This window comes from Rhodoferax sp., from assembly GCF_028689295.1.
Classification (GTDB): Bacteria; Pseudomonadota; Gammaproteobacteria; order Burkholderiales; family Burkholderiaceae_C; genus Rhodoferax.
Genome location: NZ_JAQTWL010000005.1, coordinates 94,333 through 118,314, shown reverse-complemented (window position 1 = coordinate 118,314; position 23,982 = coordinate 94,333). Strand labels below are relative to the sequence as shown.

Genomic DNA, 23,982 nt, shown 5'->3' with positions numbered 1-23,982 from the left:
GCCCCCAGATGTTGAGCAAACTCGTCAAGCTGTTGATCCGGCGCAAAAGACCATTGTCGGCCGCGCAGCAGGCAGCGCAACTGATCGCCGCCATCGACGCGGGCGGCATCCCGCTGAACCCGGCACGCATCAATGACATCGCGCGTCAGCTAGGGCTGGAGGTGTCCAGAAAAGCGCCGCTCGAAGCCACCCTTGCGCGCATCCGGGCGGCGCTGGCTTATCTGGATCAGTAGCCGGATCAGCCCCGCCCACTACACTCAGCCAGCCTTTTCTTTCTTGTGACTCACCCATGGATATTTTTGTTGTCTTCGCCCTGCTGGCCATTGCCGTGCATGTTGTCAAAACGCGCGAGCAAGCGCAGCGCATTGCCTTGCTCGGCGGTTATCTTGGGCAATTCCAGATTGAAAAGTTGATGCAGGATGTGCTGAACGGCTACCAGCGCGCTTTGGGTGAAGCGGACGAGCAACGCCAGGCCCAGGTCTGGCGACACCTGGAGCCGACAGAACAAACGCTGTGCGAGCAGTTCAACCGTTTTGTGCTGGAGTTTGCCAAGGTCTCCGAGCCGCAGGCCCGCTTGAGCCGCCTGCCGCTGGCCCTGCCCTTTGTCGCGCAATATTTCCCCTCCACCGCGCTGGACATGCGCAAATTGCTCAGCGTGCACGCCCGCGGCATCACGCAGGCCTGCCAAAACAGGCTGGCCCAGACGCCCAAGCGCAAGGCCTTCACCCTGTCGGCCGAGTTGATGCTGATGCAGCACAGTTGCCACTGGTTTTGCCGCTCCAAAATGGTCGCCTCGACCCGCTTGCTGGCGCGACACCAGACCGCATATGCCCAGGTGCTGGCCGCCTTGGCGCCGTCCACCCGGCAGGCCTATGGCCAGTTGATCGGAAATTGAGCGGCCGTCCCCCCTCATCAAACAGTCCGGTCTGATAGACAATCTCGTCTCATGGAAACCAAATGGCTTGAAGATTTTGTCAGCTTGGCCGAAACCCGCAGTTTCAGCCGTTCGGCGCAATTGCGCCATGTGACGCAACCTGCGTTTTCGCGCCGCATCCAGTCGCTGGAAACCTGGGCTGGCTCCGACCTTGTGGATCGCAGCAGTTACCCGACGCGCCTGACGCCCGCCGGTGAAACACTGCACGACCAGGCGCTCGAAATCCTGCAGACCCTGCAGACCACGCGCGCCATGCTGCGCGGGCACGCCACGGCGGCGCAGGACGTGATCGAGTTTGCCGTGCCGCACACGCTGGCGTTCACTTTTTTCCCAGCCTGGGTAACAGCCCTGCGCGCCAGCTTTGGCCCCATCAAAAGCCGCCTGATCGCGCTCAACGTGCACGATGCCGTGATGCGCCTGGTGGAAGGCAGTTGCGACCTGCTGATTGCCTACCATCACCCGTCCCAGCCCAACCAGCTCAACGCTGACCGCTACGAAATGGTGAGCTTGGGTGAAGAAGTGGTGGCACCCTACGCCAAGCCCGACGAGCACGGCAAGCCCTTGTTCGAACTGCCAGGCAAGGCGGGCCACCCACTGCCCTACCTCGGCTATGCGCAAGGCGCCTACCTGGGGCAGATGGTGGAGCTGATCCTGAAGCACAGCAGCGCTCCCATCCACTTCGATCGGGTCTATGAGACCGACATGGCCGAGGGACTCAAAGCCATGGCGCTGGAAGGCCACGGCGTGGCATTTTTGCCGATGAGCGCGGTGCGCAAGGACCTGCGCGCGCACAAGCTTGTCAGCGCTGCGCCACCCGAGCTCAAGGACCTCACCATCACCATGGAAGTGCGCGCCTACCGCGAACGCCCCATCCATCGTGAAGCGCTCAAACCCGGCAACCTTGCCGGCAGGCACGCCCACGACACCCCCACGCACAATGCGCAGGCCCTGTGGGACTACCTGCTGTCCCATGGGGATTCCTTATGATCAATACCCTGACCCTGACCCTGACCCGCCCCGACGACTGGCACCTGCATGTGCGCGATGGCGCCGCACTGAGCACGGTGGTACCGCACAGCGCCGCCCAGTTCGGCCGCGCCATTATCATGCCCAATTTGCGTCCGCCTGTGACCACCACCGCCCAGGCGCTGGCCTACAAGGCGCGCATCCTGGCCACAGTGCCGCCGGGCATGGCGTTCGAGCCGCTCATGACGCTGTACCTCACCGACAGGCTGCCCGCCGACGAAATCGCCCGCGCCAAGGGGGTCGGCATCGTCGCCGTCAAGCTCTACCCGGCCGGCGCCACGACCAACAGCGATGCCGGTGTGACCGACCTACACAAAACTTACCCCACGCTCGAAGCCATGCAGCGGGTGGGCATGCCGCTGCTGGTGCACGGCGAAGTGACCGCGCCCGAGATCGACCTGTTCGACCGCGAAGCGGTGTTCATCGACACCCAGCTGATCCCGCTGCGCCGCGATTTCCCCGAGCTCAAGATCGTGTTCGAGCACATCACCACGCGAGAGGCGGCGCAATACGTGGCCGAGGCCGACCGCTTTACCGCGGCCACGCTCACCGCGCACCACCTGCTGTACAACCGCAACGCCATTTTTACCGGTGGCATCCGTCCGCATTACTACTGCCTGCCGGTGCTCAAGCGCGAAAGCCATCGCCAGGCCCTGCTGGTGGCCGCTACCAGCGGCAACCCAAAATTTTTCCTCGGCACCGACAGCGCGCCGCACCCGGTGCACCTCAAGGAGCATGCCAGCGGCTGCGCCGGTTGCTACACCGCCTACACGGCGATGGAACTGTATGCGCAGGCGTTCGACGGGATGGGCGCGCTCGACAAGCTGGAAGGCTTTGCCAGCTTTTTCGGCGCAGATTTTTACGGCCTGCCACGCAATGCCAGCACACTCACATTGAAGCGCGAGGCATGGACCGTGCCGGAGCGTTTCGCCTTTGGCGAAGCCGAGCTCAAGCCGCTGGGGGCGGGCGAGGTGCTGACATGGAAAGTTGTTTGAAGGGACATTGCCCGTAGGCTCGTCGGTGTTGCCGATCTTCATCGGCACTGATTGACTGTTGCGAAACACTGATTTGGCAATTAGTCCATGGGCCAACCCGGACAATTCACACAGAAATACTTTCCGGCGTGTGACCGAAACAACAACCCCAAGTCGCAAGACCTTGCGCGTAAAAGCGGGGGTTATCGCTGTACGGATTTGACCATATCAATGAAGCCGCTGACATCCAGCAACTGGGCCCGCTGACCTTCATTGAATGTTGTGTGCATGGCTGTCGGTATGACAAGCTGCAGCTTGTGGGCAACCATCTCATTGGTCTGGGCCTCACTGATGGCCGCCTCCATCGTAATCAGGTGCTTGGACTCGATTCGGGCGGCTTCACTGAGAACCTGTCGCCATCTGTCTTTGCAGGTTGTCTTTGCACCCAACATAATCAAGCTTTCGGTGGGGAAAGTTTTGTCGTGGTATGCGCTGAACGAGGGAAACAGGAAATCTGGCCGCGCACTGTTTTCAGTCACAAGGGCCTTCGCGCCCTGCTCGAATTTGAGAGCATGTTTCTTGAAAAGATTGCGGATGTGGCCTTCGAAAGCATGGCCGACTCGGGATTTCCGGCGGTTCTGCACGCTCAGCGAATAGCTGATGAAAGTTTCTACCCCATGACTATCGGCAGAGAAACCAACGTCCAAGCGCTTCATCACGAAATGACATTCGTAAATGCGGAACAGCTTTTCCTCATGTTCCATCCACGCCATTAGAGTCTTGTCAGGGAACCGGAGAGGGTCTACCTCGTTCTCCAGCGACTTTCTTGCAAATGTGGAAAAGCGCTCAGTACTCGGAAACTGCTTGTCGCCGAACTCGGCCATTAGCCGATCCAGCCATGTTCCATCGTCAGCCGCAGGCTTGCTCAACTCAAAACCAAGGGTTTCAAGCAGCAACCGCAGTGGTAAAAGGAGCATCGATGACTCTAGATTACCGGCATTAAAGTCCTCATCGATTTCCGACAAGCCGAAAATTACGCGTAGCTGCTTCTCAACAGAGCTTTGCGGCGGAGCCAATACCATCAAGAGCCGACCATCGCGGTGCTTGGCTATCAGCAAAAAATCGCCGGGCTTGAACTGTAGCGTTACCGGCGAATCCTCGTAGTACAGCCGATATTCCGGGCTCCGGGCAGGTTTGTTTCGCCGCGAGTCGTACCAAGAAACGCTGCTCTCGTAGATGAGCGGCTCGTCCAGCTCGTCTGAAATGTAGACCTGCTGAGCCTGATACCTGATTTCCTGCCCCTCACCTTTGCCGGGCGTTCCAAGCCAACTCTTGGCACCTGCCGCAGGAAGCCCTCCTATTTCATGCCCGTTCGAGCGTTCCGGGTCAGCATCGACCACACTCAGGTACTTCGCAGCAACGCCTTCGAAGTAGTCTGTAATTTTGTCAGTGAACATCTTGAACCTGTTGGATGGAAGCCGCCCCGGTTTGAGGGGCTTGATTGTTGGTAATCCAGTCGTGCACTGTTGCAGTCAATTGGTCAAAAGATGTGCGGTCACGAACTGTGCATTCCCAGATTACCATCACTCGCCACCCTTGCTTCTTGAGCAGCATTATCTGGCGCTCATCCCGTAGTCGGTTGGCATTGATTTTTTCAGTCCAGAACTCGGTGCGGGTAGCTGGTATCTTGAAGTAACGACAGTCGTGGCCGTGCCAGAAACAGCCATTTACAAACAGTACGGCTCGGTATCGGGGGAATACCAAGTCCGGCTTGCCCGGAAGCGCCGGGTCATGAAGGCGGTAACGAAGGCCTCTGGCATGAAGGGCTCGACGGATGAGCATTTCAGGTTTGGTGTCCTTGCCCCTGATGGCGGCCATCATCCGGCTGCGGGTGGCCGCATCAACTACGTCTGCCATGTCGGCAGTGCCCGTGACGGACAACCCCAATCCATCCCAGCGTTGACCCGCATAGTCAACTCAAGTGTTTGCCGGTCGCAAGGTGATCTGGCCAGTCTGCAATGTGTAAACCGGCTTGATGGTCAGACTCGAATTGACCGGGCAGATATCGACGCGTCCTTTCTCCTCGTCGGCCATAACCACCCATGTAAATTGGTCATCACCGGCATCCTGAAACGCAGGAAGGATGGAAACGAAGTCCCCCTTTTTGAACAACTTCCCCTTGGCATCGCAAGAACGTGAAGCCGAGGGCATGTCCGAAGTGCGTGAAATGTCATTCATGATCTGAGTCCTTTCCATTCAAGCCGCGCGGCGGATGGGTTCACTGTCATTCTGCACGGCTTCAACAATCAATGGCTGCAGGGCTCGTGCTACTGCTGCCATGACCGGTACAACCACAGAGTTTCCAAATTGCTTGTACGCGCGCGTGTCCGACACCGGAATCTTGAACGAGTCCGGGAAGCCCATCAGCCGGGCGCATTCACGCGGTGTCAGGCGGCGGGGGTTCTTCTTGGCGCCTTGGCTGAACAGGATTTCCGAACCGTCCTTGTAGTAACGTGCCGAAAGCGTTCGCGTCACACCTTCTTTCGTGACCAGACCAAACCCAAAACCATTGCCTGCTGCGGCATGCTTTATTTTGTAGTTTTGCAGGTATTGCCAGAGTTTGTCGGTCAAAGTGTACTTGTCCAGTACCTTGTGTTTAGCATGGTCGTAATAGTTGACGCCATCCGCTTCAAGCGCTGGTTCAGCAGCCTTCTTGTGGATGATTTCACCCAGTGTGCGTGTTCCTTTTGCTGGCAGGTCAACCATGTCCCAATTAAAGACGACCGGGTCACGGAAGCCGACGATGATGATGCGTTCCCGGTGCTGGGGCACGAAGTGAGCCCCGTCGATCACCTTGTGGAAAACCTGATAGCCAAGTTCGTCGCGCAATGTGCGCAGAATCACGGCAAAGGTGCGACCCTTGTCATGGGACTGCAGGTTTTTGACGTTCTCAAGCAAGAATGCCTTGGGTTGTTTGGCTGCAATGATGCGCGCTACGTCAAAAAACAGCGTGCCCTGCGTTTCATCAGCAAAACCATGCGCCCGGCCGAGTGCATTCTTCTTGGACACGCCTGCAATTGAAAACGGCTGACAGGGAAAACCACCCAGAAGAACGTCATGGTCTGGAATGTCGTCCGCAGGTATTTGGGTAATGTCGCCATTGATCGGGTGCTGCCCACCAAAGTTGGCCATGTAGGTGCGCTGCGCGTAGCTGTCCCATTCGCTCGTGAACACGCATTCACCGCCAATGTCCTCAAAGGCCAGCCGGATGCCACCGATACCCGCAAATAAATCAATAAATTTGAAATCTGCATTCGGGTTGGTGACTGGCTGGAACGGCAAAAGCCGTTGCAAAGCCATGCCAACATACTGGGGCGGGCTCGACTCTCTGGCCTCCCAGCGCCTGACCTGCCGCTCACTGACACCAAGATGCTTGGCAATGGCAGCTTGCGAGTGATGCAGGCGTGCCGCTGCAAGGTATTCAAGTGCAGCACTGTCGTTCAGGGTGGTTAAGCGTGTGTCCATGATAGGTGATCATACCGGACAAAATGTCCGGTATGCATCCCCCTGATGAAAAATACAGTATTTTGCATACAGCGTGGGATTGCAGCCAGTGCATCCCCCGTATCCAAGGTGATATGGCTGTCCACTCCTGACAAGGCTGCGCCAATGACGGCAACAAATCAACCTTCAAAATTGGAAGACCACGCCAACCAGCGCCGACCGGGGTATCGGGGCGCAGCCCTGATGACAGCGAAGCGGAAGCGGTATTGAGAGGCTGGCGCCGCGCGGTGCTGTTGGCCGCTGGCTGGTGGTGCTGCACGGCTGCGCCGTCATTTCCTGTCAAACAGGATGTTTGGCTGTTTGTCTGCCCAAATCAACCACATTCTGAATTGGCGGGTTTTATGGGGGGTAGAGCTATTTGAACGCCTTGAAACCCGCATGAAACAAGGCCCTCTGGCGGAAGCGGTGAGATTCGAACTCACGAACCCTTGCGGGTTGCCGGTTTTCAAGACCGGTGCAATCGACCACTCTGCCACGCTTCCAGCGGGCTGAATTCTAACCCGGCAACTCAGGCCACATTGCACTCGCGGCGCAGCAGCGCCAGCGCGTCTTGCAGCTTCCCGTCACGGTCGCTGAGCAGGGTTGCCTGCGACTCATGGACAAAATCCTGCCAGAGACTGATGAAATCATCCAGATGCTGCTCCGGCGCATGCGCCTGCAGATAGTGGGTGGCCAACTCCGGCTGCCAGGCGTGTTTGCGAATTTTGCGCACCAGCGTGGCGGCGGTCTTGTCGGTCAACAGGGTTTTGAGCGCGCTGCCGGTGGCCACGCACAGGCAAAGCGTGAGCACGGTGCCATCATCGCTGTGGCCCTGGGTGAGCTTGTCCCAGGCGGCTGAGCGGCTCCGGTCATGTTGACCGACTTCGCTCAAGGCGTCTTCGAGCCAGAAGTAGCGGCCCATGAAAGCAGGCGTCTGGTCGAACAGCTTGCGCGGCGACAGGCGCCTATCCAGCAAGCGCGGCCAGTCCGCCAGCACCGACTGGCGCACGGTCTCCACCACAGCATGGTAAGCCTCGGGCAGGTTTTTGGGCAGCTCCAACAGCTCAGGCGCCGGCTGCTTTTGGCGCAGCGCCACGATCAGTTTTTCAAAAGCAACCCAATCGGGTAACTCCTTGCGTCGCGCCATGTTGAGCAGCAGTGCGGTGCGGATGACGGCCTCGGCATCGGGCTCGGCGTCTTGCAGGTCGTCGGCCGACAGGCCCAACTGGTCGGCGTACCAGAGCGCAGCCTCGACCACCTGCACGGCGTGCTGGCGCGCCAGAAACTCGGCCTGGTAGTCGCCATAACTGGCCAGCGACCAGCGCGCCAGTTGCGGCAAGTGGCGGTCGCTAAAAGCCCCGCGCTCGTTCATGCCAAAGTGGGTGTTTTGCGGCATCACGATCAGTGCCTTGAGCAGGTCGGAGCCGGCCTTGGAGCGCGACAGCAGGGAGTGGTCGCGCAGAAGTTCGGCGGCCACGCGCAGGTCGCCCTGACTGGCGTCCTGCAGGTGCAGACTGACCAGGTTGACCAGCCGGTCGCGCGCCTTTTCAAGTTCGGGGCGCAAATACTCGCTGCCGAAATAGTGCGCAATCTGCACCATGCCCTTGGCCGCCTCCTCGGCCATGGCAGCCAGTTTGACCGGGTCGAGCAGACCGTGCTGCATGCCGTAGGACACGGCCTTCTCAAAGAAGGGCCGCGCGTCGAACAGCGACACGCCATGGGTGGCTTCAGGCTTGGGCGGCGTCATGGGAATCAGTGGCAAGGCGCAAGGCTCAAATCGCGGATTCTTCGTCGGGGTCGATGGCGGCGGGCGTGGCTTGGCCGCGGTCGGTGGCGCTGGTTTCAAACTTGCCGTCGTCCTCGGCCATGTCCTCTTCATCCAGACCCAGCTCGAAAGCGCGAGCCTTGGCACGCAGCACCAGCAGCATTTCAATGAACAGGTCAGGGTTTTCGTAGCGCAGCAGCCAGGCCAGTTGCATCCAGTCGGAGTCGGCCACTTCATCCTGGTCGAGCCGGGCGCTCGCATAGGCGTTGGCGCGCAAGTCGTCTTCGGACAGGACGGCACCGTCGTCCTCGACCGTGTCGAAGGTGCCGGTGCGGGCAAAGGCCTCGATGCGGCTCCATTTTTCTTCAAAATAGTCGGCCAACGCCTCGGCGCCGCCTTCTAGGTCGCCGATGGCGTTGATGAAGGCCAGCGGGTCGGCGCCGTCGCGGAAAATGATCGAGTTCATCATGCCGCGCAAATGGCTGCGGGTCAGGTCGCGGTACTGTTTTTCAATGACCACGGCGCGGGCGAACTGCTCGGGTGTGAGCATCAGGTTGATGATGGAGGCGCGCGAGCCGTCGTACTCTCGAATCACCGCCAGCACGTCCTTTGGCGGCAACTGTTGCAGCACCTCCATCAGCGCGCCGTCGCCTTCGCGGTCGGCGAGTTCGACCAACGCAGACTCGGCACCGACGATGTCGCCGGCGGCAATCAGGGACCGGGTTTTTTCAATCAAGGCCAAATGCTGCATACGATATTCCCTTGGTTTCAATGTTGTCGTTGTGCTTGACGCACCTTATTCCTTGCGGTCAAAGCCCTGGTCTTCCAGCCACTGGGCGCTGGCTTCGTCATGGTCTTGGTCGTGATGGCGCTCGTCGTCCTTGTCAAAATCATCGCCATGGTCGCGGCGACGGGTAGCGCCGTGTTCACTCTCTGATTCATCGCCATGCGCCGCAGCTTCGAGCTGATGCGGCGAGGGCCGGTGGTACAAATACTCCAGCGCCGACGCGACCACCATGAACCAATCGCCCTGCGGTTCCGGCAACAAGGCATCAGCCAGCTCCTGCGCCCAAGGGGTCAGCTGCACGGCGTCACCCAGGCTGCTCCAGTCGGGAAATTCATCGGACTCCAGCGTCAGCACCTGCTCCATCACCGCCGGCTCTTCAAAGTGGAAGCCGCCATGAAAAATGACGGCGACCATCTCGGGGCTGAGCTCCATCATCTGCTTCAGGAACGTGATCTGCCCGCGCTTTTCCAACAGGCGCTGGCGCAGCACATTGCGACCCTCCGAGTCAAATGAGAGATCGTCGATCTCGGCCTGGTAGGAGGTGCGCAGCGCGCGGAAAAAAGCGGACATGCTCATGGCGTTCTCGGGTGTGGGGTAAGGCATCAAACAATGCGGCTGAAGTAATCTTGCCAAATGACGCGTGCGGTGTCGAGCGGGCTGTCGAGCAGGTTCCGCTGGCGGTTGTCATCATAAGCCTTGCGCTTGTCGGGGTCTGACAGCACCTCGTAGGCCGTCTGTACGAGCCGAAAGCGTGCCGCGGCATCAGCAGCGCTGTTGCGGTCGGGGTGGTGAATGGCAGCCTGCTGTCGAAAGGCTTTTTTGATGTCGGCCAGCGTGGCAGACGGGCGCAGGTCCAGGGCGGCGTAATGGTCTTTCATCTGGCGACGCGCATCAATCGGCCTCAATGGCCAGAAAAATCAACCAGGGTGAACAGCGTCAGACCTGCTGCACGCAGCTTGTCGGAGCCGCCGAGCTCGGGCAAATCGACGATCACGGCGCCCTCGGTCACCTCGGCGCCCAATTTTTCCAGCAGCTTCTTGCCCGCCATCATGGTGCCGCCGGTGGCGATCAGGTCGTCGATCAGCAGCACGCGCTGGCCTGGTTTGACGGCGTCAGTGTGCAGTTCGACGGTGGCGCTGCCATACTCCAGCTCGTAGGTTTCCTCGACAGTGGTAAAGGGCAGCTTGCCTTTTTTGCGGATCGGCACGAAGCCCACACCCAGTTCATAAGCCACTACGGCACCCAGAATGAAACCGCGCGCATCGAGCCCGGCCACCACGTCGGGGCGACGCGCGGGGTCCATGTAGCGGTGCACAAAGGCATCGATTAGCACCCGGAACACCTTGGCGTCCTGCAGCAGCGGCGTGATGTCGCGAAACTGCACGCCTGGCGCGGGCCAGTCGGGCACGGTGCGGATGTGCTCGCGCAGGTAGTGGGGCACACTGACATTCAGCATAAGTTGTCCAGATCAATCAAAAGTCATATTGTGCCCCGCGCCACGAGCGCCACGAGCTCCAGGCGTCAGAAGCCGCTCTTGAGCAGCGCGCGCTCGGCCTGCTCCAGCGCTTCGGCCTTGCCCGAAAGCACCAGCGCATCGCCATCCATCAGCATCAGATCATCCCCCAGGGGCATCGCCTGCCCGTTGGCGCGGCGCAGGCTCACCAACCGAACCTCCAGCACGGGCAAAGCCAGATCGCCCAGAGTACGCCCAACCGCCCTGGCGCTCATCGGCAGGCTGAGCGAACTCAAGCGTTCCTGCTGCAGTTCATCCACGGCGCCATCATCGGCGCCGCGAAAGAAGCCGCGCAGCAGCTTGTATCGGGCATCGCGCTGCTCCTGAACGATGCGGATCACGCGGCGCATCGGCACGCCCACCAGCGCCAGCGCGTGGCTGGCCAGCATCAGCGAGCCTTCAATGGCTTCGGGCACCACCTCGGTGGCGCCCGCCTGCTGCAGCGCCTCCAGGTCGTGGTCGTCCTGGGTGCGCACCACCACTGGCACCTGCGGCGCGTGCTCCTTGATGTGAGCCAGCACCTTCATGGCGCTGGGGGTTTCCAGGTAGGTGACCACCACCGCGCTGGCGCGCGCCAGGCCGGCCGCCATCAGCGCCTGCAGCCGCGCCGCATCGCCGAACACTACCGAGTCGCCGGCTACGGCGGCCTGGCGCACCCGGTCGGGGTCGAGGTCGAGCGCAATGTAGGGAATGGACTCCTTGTCGAGCATGCGCGCCAGATTCTGACCGCAGCGGCCATAGCCGCAAATGATGACGTGCTTGTTGGCCATGATCGACTTGCGCGCAATGCTGGTCATCTGCACCGACTCCATCAGCCACTCGTTGCTGACAAGTTTCATGACAATCTGGTTGCTGCGCATCACAATAAAGGGGGTCGCCAGCATCGACAGCACCATCGCCGCCAGAATCGGATTGAGGAGCTCGGGCGGCACCAGCTTGTTGGCCTGCGCCAGCGTCAGCAGCACAAAACCGAACTCCCCGGCTTGCGCCAGATACAGCCCGGTGCGCAAGGCCACGCCCATGGTCGAGCCCAGGGCGCGCGTCAAAAAAGTCACCACCAGCGCCTTGTACAGCACCGGCACCGTGACCAGCAACAGCACCAGCGGCCAGCGCTCCAGCACAAGTCGCCAGTCCAGCATCATACCGATGCTGATGAAAAACAAGCCCAGCAGCACGTCGTGAAACGGCCGGATGTCGGTTTCCACCTGGTGCTTGAACTGGGTCTCTGAAATCAGCATGCCGGCAATGAACGCGCCCAGCGCCAGGCTCAGCCCCGCCAACTCGGTCAGCCATGCCAGTCCCAGCGTGACCAGCAGCAGGTTGAGCACAAACAGCTCTTCGCTCTTGCGCCGCGCCACCAGTGTGAGCCACCAGCGCATGATGCGCGGGCCACCCACCAGCAGCACGGCGATCAGCGCGCTGGCCTTGAACAACGCCCAGGCCAGCGTTTCCACCATCTGCTCTGGCGAGGCGCTTAGCGCCGGAATCAGCACCAGCAGCGGCACCACAGCCAGATCCTGAAACAGCAGCACGCCCATGACGCGCTTGCCGTGCTCGGTCTCCATCTCCAGCCGCTCGCTCATAAGCTTGACCACAACCGCGGTGCTGCTCATGGCCATGGCGCTGGACAAGGCCAGCGCGGTGCGCCAGTCCATGCCCCAATGGGTCGGCGCCAGCACGGCAAACGCCATGCTGAACGCCGTGGTCACCAGCATGGTCAGCGCCACCTGGAACAGGCCCAGGCCAAACACGTGGTTGCGCATGCTGCGCAGCTTGGGCAGGTTGAACTCCAGCCCAATCACGAACATCAGGAAAACAACGCCAAATTCGCCCAGATGGCGCACGCCATCGGCGTTCTTGGCCAGCGCCAGCGCGTTTGGGCCGATCACCACGCCCACCGTCAGATAGCCCAGCATGGGCGGCAGTTTCAGGTACCGGCAGGCCACCACGCCGAGCACGGCGGCGAGCAAATACAACAGGGTTAAATCAAGTGGGTTCACCCCCTGATACTACCAAGCGCAAGACCTTTTTATGAGACCTGGCCGATAGAATGCTGCCATGACGACTCAACCCACCCCTGCCCCAACATTTGATGCGGCCCGCGCCGTGGCGCTGGCGCATGAAACGATCGACATCGAGGCGGCCGCCCTGCTCGGCCTCAGGCAGCACATCGGTTCCGATTTTGTGAAGGCGGTGCGCTTGATGTTCGCGGTGCAGGGCCGCGTGGTGGTGATGGGCATGGGCAAGAGTGGCCACATTGCCCGCAAGATTGCCGCCACGCTGTCTTCCACCGGCACCCCGGCCATGTTTGTCCATCCCGCGGAGGCCAGCCACGGCGACTTGGGCATGATCAAGGCGGTGGACGTGGTGCTGGCCATTTCCAACAGCGGCGAGTCCGAAGAACTCACCGCCGTGCTGCCCATGATCAAGCGCCTGGGCGCGCCGCTGGTGGCCATGACGGGTCATGTCGGCTCGACCCTGGCGCGCTACGCCGACTGCTTTTTGAACAGCAATGTCGCCAAGGAAGCCTGCCCGCTCAATCTGGCGCCCACCGCCAGCACCACCGCGCAACTGGCGCTGGGAGATGCGCTGGCCGTGGCCCTGCTCGATGCCCGCGGCTTCAAGGCTGAAGACTTTGCCCGCTCGCACCCCGGCGGCGCACTGGGGCGCAAGCTGCTCACGCTGGTGAGCGACGTCATGCGCAGCGGCGACCAAGTGCCCCGCGTTGGCTTGCAGGCAAGCTTCAGCGAACTGATGCGCGAGATGAGCGCCAAAGGCCTGGGCGCCAGCGCCGTGGTGGACGCCGGCGGCCAGGTGCAGGGTATCTTTACCGACGGTGACCTGCGCCGCCTGATTGAAAAAGGCGTTGATTTGCGCAACAGCACCGCGCAGAATGTCATGCACCCGAAGCCCGCCACGATCAGCTGCAATGCGCTGGCGGTGGATGCCGCCGAACTGATGGAGCAGCGCCGCATCACCAGCGTGCTGGTGCTCGATGCCGAGGGCAAATTGTGCGGCGCGCTCAACAGCAACGACCTGATGCGGGCCAAGGTGATCTGATGGCCCCGGCACTCAATTTCCCCCCAGAATTGCTACTCAAGGCGCAGGGCATTCGCGTCGTCTTTTTCGATGTCGATGGCGTGCTGACCGACGGCGGGCTGTATTTTTCCGAACACGGCGAAATGCTCAAGTGCTTCAACACGCTCGACGGCCACGGCCTCAAATTGCTGCAACGCGCCGGCATCACGCCGGTGATGATCACCGGGCGCGACAGCAAGGCGCTGCGCTTGCGGCTATCTGCGCTGGGCATCGAGCACGCCCACTTCGGCACCGAAGACAAGCGCCCCGCCGCCGAGCTCAGCCTCAAGGCGCTGGGCTTGGACTGGCAGCAGGCCGCCGCCATGGGCGACGACTGGCCCGATCTGCCGATACTGACCAGTTCCGCCTTCGCCTGCGCCCCCGCCAACGCCCAGGCCGAGGTGCTGGCCCGCGCCCATTACGTGACCCGACAAACAGGCGGTAAGGGGGCTGTGCGCGAGCTGTGCGACCTGCTTCTGGTCGCCAGCGGCCGATATGCCAACTTACTGCAGGAAGCCTTGCAATGAACAGGTTGCGCAACCTGTTCGATCAACTGACGCTGTATTTGCCGGTGTTGCTGATGGGGCTGCTGGCCATGGCCACCTACTGGCTGGTGCGCAGCACGCCCACCATTGAGCCACCCCACCCGGCGGCGCCGGTACAACATCTGCCCGATTACTTCATGCGCCAGTTTTCTGTCAAAACCTTTGATGCCAGTGGCCAACTCAAAAGTGAAATCACCGGAACCCAAGCGCACCATTACCCGGACACCGACACACTTGAAATTGACCGGGTTCTCATCCGCGCCATCAACGAAGTGGGTGAGCTGACCACGGCGTCGGCGCTGCAGGCCATCAGCAATAGCGATGCATCGGAAGTCCGACTCATCGGGCAGGCGCTGGTGGAGCGCCAGCCCAGCCGCGACACAAGCGGCAGGGACCAGCCGGCCTTAACCTTCAGGGGCGAGTTTTTGCACGCCTTCATGGAAACCGAGCGCGTCATATCGAACAAACCTGTCGAACTCACCCGTGGCCAGGACCGTTTTACGGCCAACAGCATGGACTACGACAACAAGGATCGCGTCATGCTGCTGACCGGGCGCGTGCGGGGTCAGCTGGTCCCCGCCAGGATGCCTTGAACACAGCGCAAGTCATGATGCCATTGGTCCTGATCACCGGCGCTTCCAGTGGTATTGGTCAGGCCATGGCCCTGCACTACGCCCGACTGGGATATCAACTCGCTTTGGTGGCCAGGCGCGGCGATGCGATGCAGGCCTGGCTGAATGAGAACGCCATTAGCCCCGAAACCTATGTCATTTACAGCGCGGATGTCGCCGACGTCGGGCAGATGGCCCACATGGCGCAGATGTGCATGGCGCGGCAGGGGCTGCCCGATGCGGTGATCGCCAACGCGGGCATCAGCATCGGCGTGGATTCGTCGGTGCCCGATGACTTTGCCGTGATGGCACGCATTCTGGCAACCAATGTGATGGGTACAGCAGCCACCTTCGGCCCGTTCATTGCTCCGATGGTGGCGCGCGGCACAGGCACGCTGGTGGGCATTGGCAGCGTGGCTGGCATTCGCGGCTTGCCAGGTCATGGCGGCTACTGCGCCAGCAAGGCCGCAGTAATCAGCTATTGCGAGAGCCTTCGCGGCGAACTGAGCATGAGCGGTGTCAAGGTAGTCACGCTGTGCCCGGGCTACATCGCCACGCCGCTGACGCAAAACAACCAGTACACCATGCCGTTCCTAATGCAGCCTGAAGTTTTTGCCGAGAAAGCGGTTCGTGCCATTGCCGCAGGCTGCAGCTACCGCGTGATCCCGTGGCAAATGGGTGTGGTGGCCAAGTTGATGCGACTTCTGCCCAACGCGGTGTTCGACCGCCTGTTTGCCGGACGTCCGCGCAAACCGCGCGAGACAGACAAACTGCTCTAAACAAAAAGGGCCCCGAAGGACCCTTTTTGTTTGTATCAGCTTAGTAGCTGCTACGGCCACCGCCGTAACCACCGCCGCCGCCACCGGAGCGGCTACCGCCACCGCCAGCACCGCCGCCGTAGCCGCCGCCACCTGAGCGGCCGCCGCCAGCGCCACCACCGTAGCCACCGCCACCGCCGCCACCACCGAAGCCGCCGCCACCCGAACGGGGAGGACGCGGTTCCATGGGACGGGCTTCGTTAACCACGAGACCGCGGCCACCGAATTGTTGGCCATTCATGGCTTCAATAGCGGTTTGTGCTTGCGCATCATCGGCCATTTCAACAAAGCCGAAGCCTTTGGAGCGACCGGTGTCACGTTCCATCATGACTTTGGCGCTGGTGACGGTACCGTGGGCTGCAAAAGCTTGTTGCAGATCATCATCACGGAAAGAATAAGGCAGATTGCCGACGTAAAGTTTGTTGCCCATGTAAGGACTCCTCAAAATAACTCAAAACGCGATGGAGTCCATAACCGCAATCAACAAACCAATAAAGACTTAGCGCAGACGCGAGACTGACATTCACCGCAAACCATGTACTGTTTTAAAAAACAATACGGGCTGCATGATACGTCAAGTTTTCGTTTTTCCATTTATTTTTTTACTAACCCCACAAACAAATGCGAATTGTCATGAATTGTGCCGAGGAATGGGCTTCTTGCCGGCAATTTCCAATTCACAGCCAGCCAGTCAATGGCGTAAAGTCAAAGCTCATGATCTGATTTTTTTGGAGGATTGTTCATGAGCCTGCTGTTTTCACCCCTGACCCTGCCCTCGCCGCGTGGCGACCTGACATTACCCAACCGCCTGGTGGTGGCGCCCATGTGCCAGTACTCGGCGCACAATGGTTGCGCCACCGACTGGCACCTGATGCACTGGGGCAACCTGCTCAACAGCGGCGCCGCGCTGTTCACCATCGAGGCCACCGCCGTGCTGCCCGAAGGCCGCATCACTCCCAACTGCCTGGGGCTATGGAACGATCGCACCGAAGCGGCTTTGGTTGGCCGCCTGAAGCGCGCCCGCGCCCTGGCGCCGGGCACGGCGGTGTGCATCCAGCTGTCACATGCCGGACGCAAGGCGTCCAGCGCCGTGCCATGGCAAGGTGGCCAGCTGCTGGCACCGGCACAGGGCGGCTGGGAAACCTTTGGCCCTTCCGCCCTGCCGCATTTGCCGACCGAGGTGGCGCCCACGGCCCTTTCTGCCGCAGAACTGATCAGGATTCGTGACGCTTTTGTGGCCGCCGCAAAGCGCGCCGCGCGCCTGGGCATTGAGGCCGTGGAACTACACTGCGCCCACGGCTATTTGCTGCACCAGTTCTTGTCGCCACTGGCCAACCAGCGCGGCGATGCCTATGGCGGCAGCCTGGAAAACCGCATGCGCTTTCCGCTGGAAGTCTTTGCCGCCGTGCGCAAGGCTTTTGACGGCGTGCTTGGCATGCGCCTGTCAGCCACCGATTGGGTTGATGGCGGCTGGGATTTACCACAAAGCTTTGAATTTTCGCAACGCCTGAAGGCCGCCGGATGCAACTTTGTCCACGTCTCTTCCGGTGGTGTTTCGCCGATGCAGCACATTCCACTGGGTGCCGGTTACCAAGTGCCTTTTGCCAGCGCCATCCGCGCCGCCACCTGCATGGTCACCACCTCGGTCGGCCTGATCACGCAAGCGCAGCAAGCCGAGGCGATTTTGCAGGCGGGCGACGCCGACCTGATTGCGCTCGCGCGAGCTTTTTTGTACCAGCCGCGCTGGGGTTGGCAGGCGGCAGCCGCGCTGGGTGGCGCGGTGCAGGCCAGCCCGCAGTACTGGCGCTGCCTGCCGCGCGAGGCGCAGGCAGCCTTTGGCAAGGTGACGGTCGCGCAGCGTTAAAGTGACGCCAGCCAAGCCGTCATCTGCACGGCCAACTGGTCGCTCGCTGCCGTCAGGGCGCGCACGGCGCCCACCGCATCAGGTGACGGCGCCGGCTGCTGCAGGACAAAACTACGCTGCGCCAGCAGGATTTCGCTGCCGGAGGCGCGCTGCGTCAGCGTGGCGCGAACGCGCAGCAAACCGCGGCTGTCAGCGGGCGAGTCAAAGACTTGGCTGAATTCTTCCAGCACCAGACGCAGGTTCAGCAGCGGCGCAGCCAGGCTTGGCGAGGGCGCTGATACTGGCACGGCGGCAGACGATGCAAAGCGCGGCGCACTGGCTGGCAGCAATTCGCCCGGCGCCACTACAGCGCGCTGAAGCCCGAGGTGTTGGCGCAGGCGCTGGCTGATCAATTGCGCCGGCGGCATACTCCAGCGCGCAAGGGCATAAGGCATGAGTTGCTGCGCGTCGGCATAGGCCAGGCGGTACAGCACGGCATTGCCCGCCAGTGACGACGAGGCTTGAGCGTCAAACAGCACCAGCGGGGCCATGCGGGCAGGCGATGCAGCCGCCGGGACTTGCAACTGTGTGGGGCCAAAGTCGTACACCTTGTGCGTTTCTGCCGGCCGCTGCGAGGCACAGCCCGCCAGTAACAGCGTCAACACAAACAGCAGACTTTGGGTCGTGTGCACAGCAGTATTTTTCATGACGTTCCAATCCAGGTATCAGGGAGCAGAAAATCCTGACTCGCCCGGGCCGGGTGCTGGCGCCGGCGCTCCCAGCAGCATGGCTTGCGGGGTGTCGCGAAGGGTTTGTGCCAGTTCACCGATCTGGCGTGTGCTGCGCGCCAGATCCTGCGCGGCACTGTTCAAGTGCGGTAGGGTGACGCCTTGCAGGGTTTGATTGGTGACCACCCATACCTCGGTGGCCTGCCCCAGTTGATCCAGCGTGCCGCCCGGTGCAAACATCCGCTCGGTCACCCGTTGAAATGCTTGCGCCGACGTGCGTGCCGCGTCCGCGCTTTCGCCGACCCGCAACGACGTCGCCTTCAGAGTCGCCAGACTGTCGCGCGCGCCACTGGCCATTTCTGGCAGCAAAGTGCGGGCTTGTGCGCTCAGCTGTTCAATTTCCTGGGCAGCTTTACCCAGATGGCCCACGGTGCTCATCAGGGTTTGCTGGTTTTGGCTTGACAGCAATTCGTCGAGGCGCTGGCTAGCCTGATCGAGTTGCCCCAAAATGCGCTCGCCCCGGTCGGTCAGCCTGCTCATCAGCCCCGGTTTGAGCGGAATGCGGCTGTTGTCGCTCAGGCGCCCCTGGGGAGCCCCTGCACCTTGGATCGATTCGTCGTCAAGTTGGATAAAGGCCAACCCGGTGACCCCCTGGTAACCAAGCGTGGCGTAGGTGCTGGCGCTGATCGGTGCCAGGTCATCCACCGCAATGCGTACCAGCACCTTTCCGCGGGTCTGCGGGTCCAGGCTGATCGCGGTCACCTTGCCCACAGGCACGCCCTGATAACGCACACTGGCCTGAGGCTGCAAGCCGCTCAGATTGACCTCCCCGGAAAGCTCATAACTGCGCAATTGCCGCGTGTCACGCGTCAGCCAAACCGCCAAAGTGACCAGCAGTGCGGCGACAAACAAGACAAACAGGCCGGCGGCCAGCGCATGTGATTTGTTTTCCATAAACTGGATTAAACCCCAGAATTCTTTTTAAAATGCGGTAACTTGGGGGGCATAGCTCAGTTGGGAGAGCGATTGGTTCGCAATCAATAGGTCGGCGGTTCGATCCCGCCTGTCTCCACCAGTCAAGCCGTCAATGCGAGCGGATCATGGTGCCAAACGCCTGATCGGTCAAAATTTCCAGCAGCAGCACATGCGGCACCCGGCCGTCGATGATGTGCACTGCATTGACCCCGCTTTTGGCCGCATCGAGCGCCCCGGCAATCTTGGGCAGCATGCCACCGCTCAGGGTGCCATCGGCAAAGAGCTCGTCGATCTGGTGCGCAGTCAGGTCGGTCAGCAGCTCACCCGCCTTGTTAAGCACGCCGCTGATGTTGGTCAGCATCATCAGTTTTTCGGCCTTGAGCACGGTGGCCAGCTTGGCTGCCACCACGTCGGCGTTGATGTTGTAACTCTCGTTGTTTTCACCAAAGCCGATCGGGCTGATGACCGGGATGAAGGCGTCGTCCTGCAGCGCCTTGACCACGCTGGGGTCGATGCCGACGATGTCGCCCACCTGGCCCACGTCGTGCTCTTTGGTGGCATCGACGGCATCGACCATCTTGAGCTTTTGGGCCCGGATCAGGCCGCCGTCGCGCCCGGTCAGGCCCACCGCCTTGCCACCGGCGTGGTTGATCAGCCCCACGATGTCCTGTTGCACTTCGCCGGCCAGCACCCACTCGACAATTTCCATGGTTTCTGCGTCGGTGACGCGCATGCCCTGGATGAATTCGCCCTTTTTGCCCAGACGCTTCAGGGCAGCCTCGATCTGCGGGCCGCCGCCATGCACCACCACGGGGTTGATGCCCACCAGCTTGAGCAGCACCACGTCTTCGGCAAAGTCTGCCTGCAGGGCGGGGTCGGTCATGGCGTTGCCACCGTATTTGATGACGATGGTCTTGCCGTGGAACTTGCGGATGTAGGGCAGCGCCTGCGCCAGGATTTCGGCTTTGTCGCGCGGGGGAATGTGTGAAACGTCGGTCATGGTGGGCTCGGTGTTCAATGGGGAAGACAGTGAAATACTGACAAATTGTGCAGCAGGTTGCGGATGCGGCATTGCAAAGAGCTCAGCGACGTGGCAATCCAGGACTTTAGTGCGGGGCTTCCCCATACCCGTGCACGCAGGTTTGCAGCACCGACTTGATGGCAACAATGTCTGCCTTCTCAGCACCCAAACGCAAAGCCTGCAGATGCGGCTGCAGCGCATCCCAGCTTAAACTGGCCTCATGCGCTCTCATGATACGGGCATGCGCGGTGGGCTCGGGGTTGTCGCCAATCAGCAGTTCTTCGTACAGCTTTTCGCCCGGGCGCAGGCCGGTGATGGCAATCTCGATGTCACCGTCTGGATGAGCGGCGTCGCGCACTTGTCGGCCACTGAGCTGCACCATGCGCTGCGCCAGGTCCATGATTTTGACGGGCTGACCCATGTCGAGCACGAACACGTCGCCACCGCCCGCCATGGCGCCAGCCTGCAGCACCAGTTGCGCGGCTTCGGGAATGGTCATGAAATAGCGGGTGACCTCGGCGTGCGTCACGGTCAGCGGGCCGCCCTCGCTCAGCTGGCGGCGAAACAGCGGCACCACGCTGCCGCTGGAATCGAGCACATTGCCAAAGCGCACCATGGTAAAACAGGTGGCACAGCCAGGAGCCAATGCCTGTAACACCAGCTCTGACATACGCTTGCTGGCCCCCATCACGTTGGTGGGGCGGACCGCTTTGTCAGTGGAAATGAGCACAAACCGTCTGGCGCCACTGGCCATGGCCGCGCGCGCCATGTTGAGCGTACCGAACACGTTGTTCAAAATGCCTTCGCCGGGGTTGCACTCGACCATGGGCACATGCTTATAGGCCGCAGCGTGATAGACGGTGACCGGGCGATAGGCCCCGCAAATATCGGCCAGACGGTCCGGGTTGGTCACGCTGCCCAGCAGCGGAACCAGTTCAACGTCCAACTTTTGCATGGCGCAAATGCCCTGCAGTTCCTGGTGAATGCTGTACAGGCCAAATTCATTGTGATCCAGCAACAGCAGCTGGCGCGGCCGCTGCAGCACAATCTGGCGCGTCAGCTCGCCGCCAATGCTGCCACCGGCCCCCGTCACCAGCACCACCTGGGCCGCCAAGTCGCGCGCCAGCAGGGAGGCATCGGGCGACACCGGGGCGCGACCCAGCAGGTCTTCCACGTCAAGCTCATGAAAATCCTGCACCGTGACCCGGCCGCTGGCCAGGTCGGCCAAACCCGGCAAGGTACGGATATGAACGGGCAAGGGCCGCAGGCTTTCCAGAATGGCATTGCGCCGCTCACGCGTGGCACTGGGCATGGCCAGCAAGATGTCGGTGATGCCCTGGCGCTCGACCACCTGCGGTACCTCGTTGGGCGCAAAGACAGGCACGCCGTTGACACTGCGCCCCACCTTGGATACATCGTCATCAACAAAGCCGAGCAATGCATACTGCTGCGACAGGCGCAGCGCAGCCGCGGTTTGTACACCAGCGGTACCTGCACCATAAATGAGCAATCGGCTTGCAATCTTGACCCGGGAATGGCTCAAGTCAGCCAGCCAGAATCTCGCAACAGCACGGCTGGCCCCCACCAAAAACAAGAAAATGAGTGGCTGCAACACCCCAAGACTGCGCGGCACCATAGGCCATTGCATCCACAGCAGAATCACCGTCAGGACGCAGCCATACAAAAAAACCGCGATGCCAGTGGCCTGCAGTGCAGCCTGGCCGGTATAGCGAAATATGGCCCGATACAGGCCAAAACGGATGAAGATGGGAATCGAGATGACTGGCGCCAGCACATACGCCCACCATTGCGCATCGCTTGGCCAATGGGGTGTATCAAGTCGCAAAGTGAACGCCAACCAAGTGGCAAGCAAGGCCAAAACAATATCAAGTGACAGCACCACCAATTGCTTGACAGTGCGCGGCCAATACAAAACCCGACTTTGCAAAATAACTCCCTTAAACGTCAAAGCGCCTTTGACGGCGCTTTGACGATTTATTATCTGATAACTTAAACGGCAAACGATTCCTTGCTTTGCCCCTGCGTCACCAAGGCCGCCAGCCAGCGCGGCATCAAACCCCGGCCGCTCCAGGTTTCTCCATTGGGGCCACGGTATTTGACCGGTGCCGTGCCACCGGACTTTCCAGCCGCCTTGCGCGGGCGGGCTTTGCCACCGTCGAGGTCTGCCACTGTGATCCCAAAGGCCGCCATCTTGGCCTTGATTTCCTGTACGGTCTTGTTGAACTCTTGCGCCTTGATTTCTTCGGCCTGTTTTTGCAGGATGGCAATCTGGTTTTGAATATCGATCAAGTTGGTCATGGTATTAAATAAATATAAGGGTTTAAACACCTGTCGGCACGTTGTCGTGACTCTTTTAATGGGTCACATTATCCCTTCTTATTACCTTCAGTGCAGTGAACAGAATAATTTTTATATCCAACCAAAAGGTTTTCCTGTGCAGATACTCTACATCAAAAGCCACTTTTTGAGGTATTGGTAGCTCATCACGGCCATTAATTTGCGCCCAACCCGTCAAACCCGGCAGCAACTTGTGAACACCGGCCCTGGTACGCAATTCAATCAGATCGTGTTGGTTAAACAAGGCAGGGCGCGGCCCGACAAAACTCATGTCGCCCTTCAAAATGCTCCACAACTGCGGCAATTCGTCGAGGCTTGATTTACGCAAGAAACTGCCGATGGGCGTCAGGTAGGTATCCGGGTTCCTCAGCAAATGCGTCGCCATCGCAGGGGTGCCAATTTGCATGCTGCGGAACTTGGGCATTTTGAAAATGGTGTTGTTGCGCCCTACCCGCTCAGACCAATACAGCGCTGGCCCTCTGGATGTCAAGCGCACCAACGCCGCAAGCACCAACACCGGCACCAGCAAAAAACAGCCAGCCAAGGCTGCCAGCATCAAATCAAAAAGTCTTTTCATATTTCCTGCGCATACCCATTCGGGTTGCTGTTTTGCCAGCACCAGGCATCGGGGCACATGTTTGCCAGGTCGCGCCCGGCGCGCCGGACCAGCAATGCCGGGGCAGGTCGTCGTGGCGCCTCCTGGTAAGGAATCTGTTTTTCGCTGGCCTGCTCAAAAGCCAGAACCATGTCGAGCAAGCCATGGCCCACCCCTGTCCCCAGACTGATCGCACGGCACTCGGCGTGGCATGCCGGGCGCTGGAGCGCCTTGAGGAGCTCCAGCGCCAGGTCAGCCACATGAATGTGTCGCGCACGCCAGTATCGTCAGGGATGGCGTAGTCATTGCCCCACACATCCAGAAACTCGCGCCTCCCCACCGCCACCGGCCCCACAAACGGCAACAGGTTGTTGGGTGTGCCCAGCGGGTCTTCACCGATCCGGCCGCCGGCATGCGCCCCCACCAGGTTGAAGTAGCGCAGGATGCTGATGCACCAGGCTGGGTCGCTGTGGTACAGGTCGCGCAACACGTCTTCAATGCGCAGCTTGGTCTGGCCGTGCGGGTTGTTCGCCGAGAGCGGATAGTCTTCGATCAGTGGCGGGCGCTGCGGCTCGCCATAAACCGCCGCAGCAGAACCAAACACCTTGGTTTTGATACCGCAGTCGTTCATGGCCTGCAGCAGCCGCACCGTGCCAACGACATTGCTGTCGTAATTGGTCAGCGGGTTTTGAACCGACTCGCCCTGCACCGCAGTTGCTCGTCTGCACGCGATGTTCGCCACCCGTCTGAGGACCTCGGGCTGGCTATTGCAAAAGTTGTCGAACACGGTAACCTCATACCCTGCGCTGAGGAGTTCGACCACCGTGTGGGAATCAATATGGCCGACAACGCCTAAAACAAAAATCAT

27 protein-coding genes and 2 tRNA genes are annotated in these 23,982 nt (G+C 60.7%); 10 read left to right on the top strand and 19 right to left on the bottom strand.

The annotated features are described in order from the left end of the window. Positions 1–8 precede the first annotated feature (8 nt). From PHF15_RS06660 to pyrC, 4 genes are read left to right on the top strand one after another with little or no spacing between them, the layout of a single operon-like run. Positions 9–233: a hypothetical protein gene (locus tag PHF15_RS06660; RefSeq protein WP_300119914.1), complete on the top strand. Its 225-nt coding sequence runs from the start codon at positions 9–11 to the stop codon at positions 231–233. Positions 234–289: 56 nt separating this feature from the next. Then, on the top strand, positions 290–895 hold the full coding sequence (locus tag PHF15_RS06655) for a hypothetical protein (protein ID WP_300119913.1): 606 nt from the start codon (positions 290–292) through the stop codon (positions 893–895). Between the two features lie 51 nt (positions 896–946). Beyond that, positions 947–1,921: a LysR substrate-binding domain-containing protein gene (locus PHF15_RS06650; RefSeq protein ID WP_300119912.1), complete on the top strand. Its 975-nt coding sequence runs from the start codon at positions 947–949 to the stop codon at positions 1,919–1,921. Next, positions 1,918–2,955, top strand: coding sequence for a dihydroorotase (pyrC, locus tag PHF15_RS06645; RefSeq protein WP_300119911.1), 1,038 nt, complete (start codon positions 1,918–1,920; stop codon positions 2,953–2,955). Before PHF15_RS06650 ends, pyrC begins: the two co-directional genes overlap by 4 nt. A 182-nt stretch (positions 2,956–3,137) precedes the next feature. On the opposite strand, the gene PHF15_RS06640 is transcribed toward pyrC, so the two are convergent. The 11 genes from PHF15_RS06640 to PHF15_RS06590 form a co-directional block, all read right to left on the bottom strand. Next, a complete protein-coding gene (locus PHF15_RS06640; protein ID WP_300119910.1) occupies positions 3,138–4,391 on the bottom strand; it encodes a type II restriction endonuclease in 1,254 nt (417 codons plus the stop codon). Continuing rightward, complete coding sequence (locus tag PHF15_RS06635; RefSeq protein ID WP_300119909.1) at positions 4,381–4,851, bottom strand: very short patch repair endonuclease; 471 nt, start codon at positions 4,849–4,851, stop codon at positions 4,381–4,383. The genes PHF15_RS06640 and PHF15_RS06635 overlap by 11 nt, the downstream gene beginning before the upstream one ends. Positions 4,852–4,911: 60 nt before the next feature. Continuing rightward, positions 4,912–5,172, bottom strand: a complete 261-nt coding sequence (locus PHF15_RS06630; RefSeq protein ID WP_300119908.1) for a hypothetical protein — start codon at positions 5,170–5,172, stop codon at positions 4,912–4,914. A gap of 18 nt (positions 5,173–5,190) precedes the next feature. Continuing rightward, on the bottom strand, positions 5,191–6,438 hold the full coding sequence (gene dcm, locus PHF15_RS06625) for a DNA (cytosine-5-)-methyltransferase (RefSeq protein ID WP_300119967.1): 1,248 nt from the start codon (positions 6,436–6,438) through the stop codon (positions 5,191–5,193). Between the two features lie 454 nt (positions 6,439–6,892). Beyond that, positions 6,893–6,980: transfer RNA gene (locus PHF15_RS06620), tRNA-Ser, on the bottom strand. Positions 6,981–7,006: 26 nt separating this feature from the next. Next, positions 7,007–8,239, bottom strand: coding sequence for a hypothetical protein (locus PHF15_RS06615; protein ID WP_300119907.1), 1,233 nt, complete (start codon positions 8,237–8,239; stop codon positions 7,007–7,009). A gap of 10 nt (positions 8,240–8,249) precedes the next feature. Next, positions 8,250–8,993, bottom strand: a complete 744-nt coding sequence (locus PHF15_RS06610) for a hypothetical protein (protein WP_300119906.1) — start codon at positions 8,991–8,993, stop codon at positions 8,250–8,252. Between the two features lie 45 nt (positions 8,994–9,038). After that, entirely contained in the window at positions 9,039–9,605 is a 567-nt protein-coding gene (locus PHF15_RS06605; protein WP_300119905.1) for a hypothetical protein, read from the bottom strand. Positions 9,606–9,631: 26 nt separating this feature from the next. Continuing rightward, positions 9,632–9,907: a DnaJ domain-containing protein gene (locus PHF15_RS06600; RefSeq protein ID WP_300119904.1), complete on the bottom strand. Its 276-nt coding sequence runs from the start codon at positions 9,905–9,907 to the stop codon at positions 9,632–9,634. A 23-nt stretch (positions 9,908–9,930) separates the two neighbouring features. Next, positions 9,931–10,485, bottom strand: coding sequence for an adenine phosphoribosyltransferase (locus PHF15_RS06595; RefSeq protein ID WP_300119903.1), 555 nt, complete (start codon positions 10,483–10,485; stop codon positions 9,931–9,933). A gap of 65 nt (positions 10,486–10,550) precedes the next feature. Further along, entirely contained in the window at positions 10,551–12,542 is a 1,992-nt protein-coding gene (locus PHF15_RS06590) for a cation:proton antiporter (RefSeq protein WP_300119902.1), read from the bottom strand. A 58-nt stretch (positions 12,543–12,600) separates the two neighbouring features. On the opposite strand from PHF15_RS06590, the gene PHF15_RS06585 reads away from it, so the two are divergent. Genes PHF15_RS06585 through PHF15_RS06570 form a run of 4 tightly spaced genes read left to right on the top strand, consistent with a single transcriptional unit; the run spans position 12,601 to position 15,555 of the window. Beyond that, on the top strand, positions 12,601–13,602 hold the full coding sequence (locus PHF15_RS06585; protein WP_300119901.1) for a KpsF/GutQ family sugar-phosphate isomerase: 1,002 nt from the start codon (positions 12,601–12,603) through the stop codon (positions 13,600–13,602). Then, positions 13,602–14,147: an HAD hydrolase family protein gene (locus tag PHF15_RS06580; protein WP_300119900.1), complete on the top strand. Its 546-nt coding sequence runs from the start codon at positions 13,602–13,604 to the stop codon at positions 14,145–14,147. Before PHF15_RS06585 ends, PHF15_RS06580 begins: the two co-directional genes overlap by 1 nt. After that, positions 14,144–14,758 carry an LPS export ABC transporter periplasmic protein LptC gene (gene lptC, locus PHF15_RS06575; protein WP_300119899.1) on the top strand — a complete coding sequence of 205 codons (615 nt, stop codon included), beginning with the start codon at positions 14,144–14,146 and terminating at the stop codon, positions 14,756–14,758. Before PHF15_RS06580 ends, lptC begins: the two co-directional genes overlap by 4 nt. A gap of 14 nt (positions 14,759–14,772) precedes the next feature. Then, positions 14,773–15,555, top strand: coding sequence for an SDR family oxidoreductase (locus PHF15_RS06570; RefSeq protein ID WP_300119898.1), 783 nt, complete (start codon positions 14,773–14,775; stop codon positions 15,553–15,555). Between the two features lie 40 nt (positions 15,556–15,595). Here PHF15_RS06570 and PHF15_RS06565 read toward each other — a convergent pair whose 3' ends face one another. Further along, a complete protein-coding gene (locus PHF15_RS06565; protein WP_300119897.1) occupies positions 15,596–16,024 on the bottom strand; it encodes an RNA-binding protein in 429 nt (142 codons plus the stop codon). Positions 16,025–16,336: 312 nt separating this feature from the next. Between PHF15_RS06565 and PHF15_RS06560 the strand changes: the two genes are divergently transcribed. Next, positions 16,337–17,458: an NADH:flavin oxidoreductase/NADH oxidase gene (locus PHF15_RS06560; protein ID WP_300119896.1), complete on the top strand. Its 1,122-nt coding sequence runs from the start codon at positions 16,337–16,339 to the stop codon at positions 17,456–17,458. Here the strand turns inward: PHF15_RS06560 and PHF15_RS06555 are convergent. Both PHF15_RS06555 and PHF15_RS06550 read right to left on the bottom strand, forming a co-directional pair. Beyond that, on the bottom strand, positions 17,455–18,144 hold the full coding sequence (locus PHF15_RS06555) for an ABC-type transport auxiliary lipoprotein family protein (RefSeq protein ID WP_300119895.1): 690 nt from the start codon (positions 18,142–18,144) through the stop codon (positions 17,455–17,457). The two genes, PHF15_RS06560 and PHF15_RS06555, sit on opposite strands and share 4 nt — an antisense overlap. An 18-nt stretch (positions 18,145–18,162) precedes the next feature. Continuing rightward, complete coding sequence (locus PHF15_RS06550; RefSeq protein ID WP_300119893.1) at positions 18,163–19,119, bottom strand: MlaD family protein; 957 nt, start codon at positions 19,117–19,119, stop codon at positions 18,163–18,165. Positions 19,120–19,164: 45 nt separating this feature from the next. Here PHF15_RS06550 and PHF15_RS06545 point away from each other — a divergent pair. After that, positions 19,165–19,240: transfer RNA gene (locus PHF15_RS06545), tRNA-Ala, on the top strand. 9 nt (positions 19,241–19,249) lie between these two features. On the opposite strand, the gene argB is transcribed toward PHF15_RS06545, so the two are convergent. The 5 genes from argB to PHF15_RS06520 form a co-directional block, all read right to left on the bottom strand. After that, a complete protein-coding gene (argB, locus tag PHF15_RS06540; RefSeq protein ID WP_300119891.1) occupies positions 19,250–20,140 on the bottom strand; it encodes an acetylglutamate kinase in 891 nt (296 codons plus the stop codon). A 106-nt stretch (positions 20,141–20,246) separates the two neighbouring features. Beyond that, positions 20,247–22,109, bottom strand: a complete 1,863-nt coding sequence (locus PHF15_RS06535; protein WP_300119889.1) for a nucleoside-diphosphate sugar epimerase/dehydratase — start codon at positions 22,107–22,109, stop codon at positions 20,247–20,249. A 62-nt stretch (positions 22,110–22,171) separates the two neighbouring features. Then, positions 22,172–22,480 (bottom strand): H-NS histone family protein, encoded by a 309-nt coding sequence (locus PHF15_RS06530; RefSeq protein WP_300119887.1) that lies wholly within the window; start codon positions 22,478–22,480, stop codon positions 22,172–22,174. 55 nt (positions 22,481–22,535) lie between these two features. Beyond that, on the bottom strand, positions 22,536–23,096 hold the full coding sequence (locus PHF15_RS06525) for a sugar transferase (protein ID WP_300119886.1): 561 nt from the start codon (positions 23,094–23,096) through the stop codon (positions 22,536–22,538). Next, positions 23,080–23,982 (bottom strand): GDP-mannose 4,6-dehydratase, encoded by a 903-nt coding sequence (locus tag PHF15_RS06520; protein WP_366520583.1) that lies wholly within the window; start codon positions 23,980–23,982, stop codon positions 23,080–23,082. Before PHF15_RS06520 ends, PHF15_RS06525 begins: the two co-directional genes overlap by 17 nt.